The sequence below is a fragment of the Acidobacteriota bacterium genome (assembly GCA_026393755.1).
Lineage (GTDB): Bacteria > Acidobacteriota > Vicinamibacteria > Vicinamibacterales > JAKQTR01 > JBAXOX01.
Genome location: JAPKZO010000033.1, coordinates 41,560 through 47,877 on the forward strand (window position 1 = coordinate 41,560; position 6,318 = coordinate 47,877).

The window sequence follows — 6,318 nt, forward strand, 5'->3', positions numbered from 1 at the left end:
CGGCCGTCTCTCTCTTGATGTTCTGGAGGTTGCCTGTGATGAAGTGCTTACGCGTGATTGGTCTCGGCGCGGCAATGGCCATTGCTCTGGCTGTCGCCGGCCAAACGCTCGTCGGAGCCGGCCAGTCGGCGGCGCCGGCTCCGCCGGCGGGTTCGCCGTTTGACACGCTCCGGTTCCGTTCCATCGGCCCTGCGTCCATGTCGGGCCGCATCAGTGATCTCGCCGTGTACGAGGCCAACCCCGCGATCTACTACGTCGGCGCGGCCCACGGCGGTGTCTGGAAGACGACCAACAATGGCACGACGTTCGAGGCTCAGTTCCAGGATCGGGGGTTGATGTCGATTGGCGATGTGACGGTGTCGCAGAGCAATCCGGACCTGGTCTGGGTCGGCACCGGCGAATCGAACAATCGCCAGAGCGGCTCGTGGGGTGACGGCGTCTACAAGTCGACCGATGGCGGGAAGACGTGGGCCAGCGTGGGATTGCTGACCTCGCGCCACATCAACCGCATCATCATCGATCCGCGCGACAACGATATCGTGTTCGTGGCCGCCACCGGAAGCCTGTGGGGCCCTGGCGGTGAGCGCGGCGTGTACAAGACGACGGACGCCGGAAAGACGTGGAAGCAGGTATTGAAGGGCGACGATGACACGGGGGCGAACGACCTCGCGATGGACCCCAGCAACAGCCGGATCCTGTACGCGTCGATGTATCAACGGCGCCGCACGGCGTGCTGCATGAACGGCGGCGGTCCGGGTAGTGGCATCTTCAAGTCGACTGACGGCGGCGAGACATGGACAAAGCTGAAGGGCGGCCTGCCCGAGGGCGCATTGGGACGCATCGCGCTTGATGTCTATCGGCGCCGGCCGAACATCCTCTATGCGCTCGTGGAGGGCCCATCGCCTGCCGGTGGACGAGGAGCCGGAGGCGGCCCGCCTTCGCCGGCGGCTACGGCGGGGCAAGCTGGCGGGGGTGAACAGGCTCCCGGGCCGCCGGCTGGCGGCGGCGGGCGCGGCATGGCCACCGGCGTCAACGCGACGCCAACAGGCATCTATCGCTCCGACGACAGCGGCACCACGTGGCGCAAGGTGAACAACGTCAACCCGCGCCCGATGTACTTCAGCCAGGTGCGGATCGATCCGAACGACCCCGAGGTCCTGTTCATAGGCGGAGTCGACCTGCACATGACCACTGACGGCGGCAAGACCGTCAACACCGCGGCCGCATCGAAGATCCACTCGGATCATCACGCCATCTGGATCGATCCCTCCAACTCCAGCCACGTCATGATTGGCAACGACGGCGGCCTGGCCGTGTCGTACGACCAGTCAAAGACGTGGAACTTCCTGCCAAACCTGCCTGTCGGGCTCTTCTATCACGTGAGTTTCGACATGGCGATCCCGTATAACGTGTGCGGCGGCATGCAGGACAACTACGACTGGTGCGGCCCGAGCGCGGTGCGCGGCAACGCGGGCATCGGCAATCATCATTGGGCCACGATTCAGGGTGGCGACGGGTTCGTCGTGCTGCAGGATCCGACCGACCCGCGCGTGATCTACAGCGAATCTCAGGACGGCAACATCACGCGAATCGATCGCGTCACATTCGAGTCGATGTCGATTCGGCCGCAGGCCGCTCCGGGCGAGCCGCCTCTGCGGTGGCAGTGGGATACGCCCGTCACCCTGTCGCCCCACGACTCGAAGATCGTCTACGCACCAGCCAACAAGGTGTGGCGATCAAACGACAAGGGCCTGACCTTCGTGGCCATCAGCCCCGATCTCACCAGCGGTGCGAATCGCGACGACGTCGTGACGATGGGGGTGAAAGGCAGCGAGATTGCCATTTCGAGAAACGACGGGATCGCGGCCTGGCCGACCATCACGACATTTGCTGAATCGCCGAAGAAAGCGGGCCTGCTCTACGCAGGTACAGACGACGGGCGGCTGGCCGTGACGAAGGATGCGGGCAAGGCGTGGGCGCAGGTGATCGACAAGGTACCGGGTCTGCCCAAGGGGATCTACGTATCGAAGGTGGCGCCGTCGCGATTCGACGAGAACACGGTGTACGCCACGTTCGACGGCCATCGTCAGAACGACTTCGAGACGTACATCTACGCGAGTAGCGACGCCGGGCAGACCTGGCGGTCAATCAGCGGCAATCTCAAGGGCGAAGTGGCACGGACCCTGACCGAAGATCTCAAGAACCCGGACGTGCTTTATCTCGGCACCGAAACGGGGTTGTTCGTGTCGATCGACCGGGCGAAGAGCTGGATGCGTATCCGGTCGAACTTCCCGACCGTGCGAGTCGACGAGATTACGCTGCACACACGCGACAACGCGATGCTTATCGCGACGCACGGACGGTCGATCTGGATTCTCGATCACCTCGAGCCCATCCAGGAGTACGCGGCGGCGCAGGCGGCCGCCGAGGCCAAGCTGTTCACGCCGCCGCCGTTCTCGATGTACCGGCGGCCAGCCAGCGATCGCAACTACGAGTTCTGGGGCGACCAGACATTCTTCGGCGAGAACCCGCCGCAGGCAGCGATCATCTCCTGGTACCTCAAGAAGCAGGCCGGCGACGTGAAGTTGAAGATCACGGATGCGGCAGGTAAGGACGTGCGCGAGATGTCCGGGCAGGTGCTCGCCAACAGCAACAAGCCTGGGATGCAGTCGGCGTGTTGGGATTTCCGTGTGCAGCCGTTGCCGGCCCCGGCGGCCGACGCGGGCGGACGCGGCGGACGTGGCGGTGGTCAGGGAGGCGGCCCGCCTTCGCCGGCGGCTTCGGCGGGGCAAGCCCCTTCGGCTCCTCGACCAGGCTCGGAGCAGGCAGGCTCAGGGCAGGCGGCTGGGGGCGCGGCGGTACAGAACCCGTTCGGCGCGGGCTGCAGTTCTGGCGGCCGGGGCGGCGGACGCGGGGGCGGCGGCGGTGACGCCGGCCCGATGGTACCGGCCGGCACGTACACCGTGGCGCTGGTGGTTGACGGAAAGACGGTCGACAGCAAGCCGTTGAAGGTGACGTCGGATCCGGAAATCGCGCTGCCGGAGATCGAGCGCAGGAAGATGTTCGACATGGCGATGGAGATGCACGAACTCCAGCGCATGGGCAACGACGCGAGCGCTGCGCTTCGGCCGCTCAGCACGCGCGCCGGAGAACTGTCGAAGGAGATCGGCGGCCGTACCGATGTGCCGGCCGACGTCAAGGGGTCCTTCGAGGCCTTCAACAAGGACTTGACGGCGCTCATGCAGACGTTCGCGGCCGCTGGCGGTGGACGGGGCGGTGGCGGAGGTCGTGGCGGCGCGACGGCCGTGACGCCGACACCGAGTCTGATGGCGCGCGTAGGCCAGGCGAAGAGTGCGCTGTCGGCAACCATGCCCCTCACCGACGGGGCGCGGAAGGCCTATGCCGAGTCGAAGGCGCAGTTCCCGGGGAAGATGGCGGAGGTCAACGCCCTGATTGCGAAGGCGGCGACGCTCAGCAAGACGCTGGCGACATACAAGTTAAAGCTCGACGTACCGGAACCGATCAAGGCGCCGGCACCGGCGAAGAAGTAGGGCCAGAGGCGGGCGCGATTCATCGCGCCCGCCTCAGCAAATCACCCGCAACGCGCCTGGACGAACGGCAACCTCGAAGCGGCGGTCCTCGCAGACCAGTTCGCCATCGGCCGCAAACGGCAGTCGGCGCTCGCAGGTGATGACGGCCCGACCGGTTCGCACGACGCTCAATACGCCGTCCGGCACGCGCCAGCCATTCGCGAGACAGGTGAAGGCCCAGAGCAGACGTGCACGTGGCATCGGCTCGATGCAGGCGATCTCGAGCTGGCCATCGGCCATGTCGGAATCAACTGGCACGTTCATTCCACCGCCCAGCAGCGTCGTGTTGGTGATAAACGCGCCAGAGATCGACCTCGGGCAAACGTCGCCGATCGTGCCGGACACGGTGTCATTGCCTGCGCGTAGTGGCAGGTTCGCGCCGCCAGAGTGGGTCACGACACTGGTTCCAGGGATCTCGATGGCGACTCGCTCCAGTCGCGATCCGCGGCTGACGAGCGCCGTCAGGCCGGCGACCCGATAAGACCACCCGCCGATCGCGCGCATCGCGGGCCTGCTCCAGGACCCTGGCCGGAGCAACCGATCGAACGCGAGCGTGGCTTCGGCTGCCAGGCCGAATACGCCGACGGTGCAGAACAGGCGCCCGTTCACGGCCACCAGGTCAATCTGCCGAATGTGTCCGTCAAGGATCCGGGCGGCTGCGCCGGCCGGGGCAGCCGGTATATGCAGCGCACGTGCGAAGTCGTTGCCAGTTCCCAACGGCAACAGGCCGATGGGGACATCGAGTCCTTCGATCGCGTTGATCGCCCGGTGCAGCGTGCCGTCGCCGCCGGCGACGATCACCGCGTCGCACGACGTGGCGGCGGCTCGCGCGGCGGCCTCCAGTTCATCGACACGCGATGGGGCGATTGTCTCGACCTTGTAGCGTTGCTGCAGCGTGCAGGCGGCCGACGCGATAGCGACCAGGTCACCCGTCGAGCGCGCGGCTGGATTCACCAGCAGCACGACACGGTCGCCAGCGCGGAGGGAAATCCCGTTGTCGGGAAGTGCCGGAGGTGATGCCACGCCGACAGCATATTGCAGCAGCGGAGGAGGGGTCGGACCTATTTTCGGTGCTGATTCCGCGAAAACAGGTCCGACCCCTTTTCCCGGAGGGGCTCGGCTTGACGCCCGCGGCACCCGGATGAACAATGGATTCGGTCCCCGTGGAGGTTGCATTATGTCGCGACGCTCACGGCCCCTGATCACCGCTGTTCTTTGCCTCTCTCTCGCTGCGGTGCTCGCGTGTGGCGGCTCGCAGCCACCCGCCGAAAAGCCCGCTCCCGCACCGGCTCCGCCGCCCAAACCGATCACCGAGTTGACCAGGGAAATGCACGAACAACTCGGCAAAGTCACGGCCGTTGAGCAGGCCGTGATCCGGGGTGATCTGGAAACGGCCGCTGTGCCGGCCCAGTGGATGGCCGACCGTCAGCAGGTGGCGGGTTTCCCAGCCGACACGGCCTCCTATGTGGCCGACATGAAGAAGTTCGCCGCCAACGTGGCTGGATCCAAAGACATCAAGGGCGCCGCGACAGCGACGGCGATGATGATCTCGTATTGCGGTCAGTGTCATGTGGCCGCAAAGGTCAAGCCAGCGTTTCCCGTCCCGCCGAAACCCGTCTGGACCAAGGGCAGGGCGGCCCATATGCTCGAGCATCAGTGGGCAGTCGACTTGATGTATCAGGGCCTGGCGGGACCGTCTGACGCGTTGTGGACGAAGGGTGTCGAGGCCCTGAAGGCCGCGCCGCTCTCGGCAGCAGACCTGCCGAAAGACACGAGCCTCACCGCGGAGATCGTGGCCAACGAGACCAGGATCCACGAGCAGGCCGCCAGCGCGCTGAAGACGACGGATATGGGCTCACGAGTGGCGCTCTACAGCGATGTGCTCGGCGAGTGCGCCTCGTGTCACCGACTGCACGGAAGGGTGTGGGGGCCGGGGCTTCCCATCGGCAAGTAGCGACCGAGCCGCGCCCGCTCGCCTCCGCGATTCGCTGACTTCCTTGGTCGGCGTGCGTCGCGGTCGCGCGCGTCGCAGTCTGCGTCTCGTGGCGCAGGTGCTACAATTCGCCGCGTCAGCAGCCAGGCCGGCCGCCTCGTTGCGGCGTCGAATCTCCGACGCCAGATACGTCGCGCGCAGCCAGAATCCGAGAACTCGATGAATCGACATAGGGGGGGACAAATTGTCCCCCCCCTTGCGCTGACCATCGCCACCGTCGGCGGCCCGCAGAAGCTCCAATGCTGGGACACGCCTGGTATTCTTCGTCTCATCCAGACCCGCCGGCGCGCACCCTCACTCCTGCGCCGGTCGGGTGCAGGCCGTGTTGGGCAGCTTTGGGGCTCCGTCCATCGGCTCGACGGGTCGTGCGTTTTGGCGTTGCCGGAAGAAGCACGCTACCGCCTTCCCGTTCGTGCTGGCGGATGGTGGCGGCGATTCGATCAGCGTCGAAGCCGTGCGCGCTACCGATGTGTTCCCGGAGCTTGTGGAGTTCCTCGACGATAGGATCCTGGCTCTTCATGATGGCCTCCTCGCGGGTAGCTCCTCAGGCGTGCAGATGATTGGCGGGCTCAAGCCCGCGGAGCGGCAGACCGCCTCAATAGTACTACGCATTGTCGCGTTGGCCAGGTGCTTGCAATTCCACGTCAACAGGTACGTCACCTGATGCGCCGCGGCGATTCCGATGTGGAACGCATCGACCGTGGCCTTCTCGGGCAGGGCACCTCGCCGGACCAA

General features: G+C 65.9%; 5 protein-coding genes. 2 read left to right on the plus strand and 3 right to left on the minus strand.

Annotated features, from left to right (window positions below; genetic code table 11):
- Positions 1-38 precede the first annotated feature (38 nt).
- Complete coding sequence (locus NTV05_15070; protein MCX6545721.1) at positions 39-3,551, plus strand: hypothetical protein; 3,513 nt, start codon at positions 39-41, stop codon at positions 3,549-3,551.
- Positions 3,552-3,584: 33 nt separating this feature from the next.
- On the opposite strand, the gene NTV05_15075 is transcribed toward NTV05_15070, so the two are convergent.
- On the minus strand, positions 3,585-4,613 hold the full coding sequence (locus NTV05_15075) for a diacylglycerol kinase family protein (GenBank protein ID MCX6545722.1): 1,029 nt from the start codon (positions 4,611-4,613) through the stop codon (positions 3,585-3,587).
- Between the two features lie 154 nt (positions 4,614-4,767).
- Between NTV05_15075 and NTV05_15080 the strand changes: the two genes are divergently transcribed.
- Entirely contained in the window at positions 4,768-5,544 is a 777-nt protein-coding gene (locus NTV05_15080; GenBank protein ID MCX6545723.1) for a hypothetical protein, read from the plus strand.
- 307 nt (positions 5,545-5,851) lie between these two features.
- On the opposite strand, the gene NTV05_15085 is transcribed toward NTV05_15080, so the two are convergent.
- Together NTV05_15085 and NTV05_15090 are read right to left on the minus strand one after the other, a co-directional pair.
- Positions 5,852-6,103, minus strand: coding sequence for a hypothetical protein (locus NTV05_15085; GenBank protein ID MCX6545724.1), 252 nt, complete (start codon positions 6,101-6,103; stop codon positions 5,852-5,854).
- On the minus strand, positions 6,100-6,318 hold a 219-nt coding region (locus NTV05_15090), incomplete at its 5' end, for a DNA-binding protein (GenBank protein MCX6545725.1). The genes NTV05_15085 and NTV05_15090, both read right to left, overlap by 4 nt.

What these genes read in the sequence shown, in the direction of transcription:
- NTV05_15070 (MCX6545721.1), top strand. Translation starts at nt 39, where the DNA reads ATGAAGTGCTTACGCGTGATTGGTCTCGGCGCGGCAATGGCCATTGCT.
- NTV05_15080 (MCX6545723.1), top strand. Translation starts at nt 4,768, where the DNA reads ATGTCGCGACGCTCACGGCCCCTGATCACCGCTGTTCTTTGCCTCTCT.
- NTV05_15085 (MCX6545724.1), bottom strand. Translation starts at nt 6,103, where the DNA reads ATGAAGAGCCAGGATCCTATCGTCGAGGAACTCCACAAGCTCCGGGAA.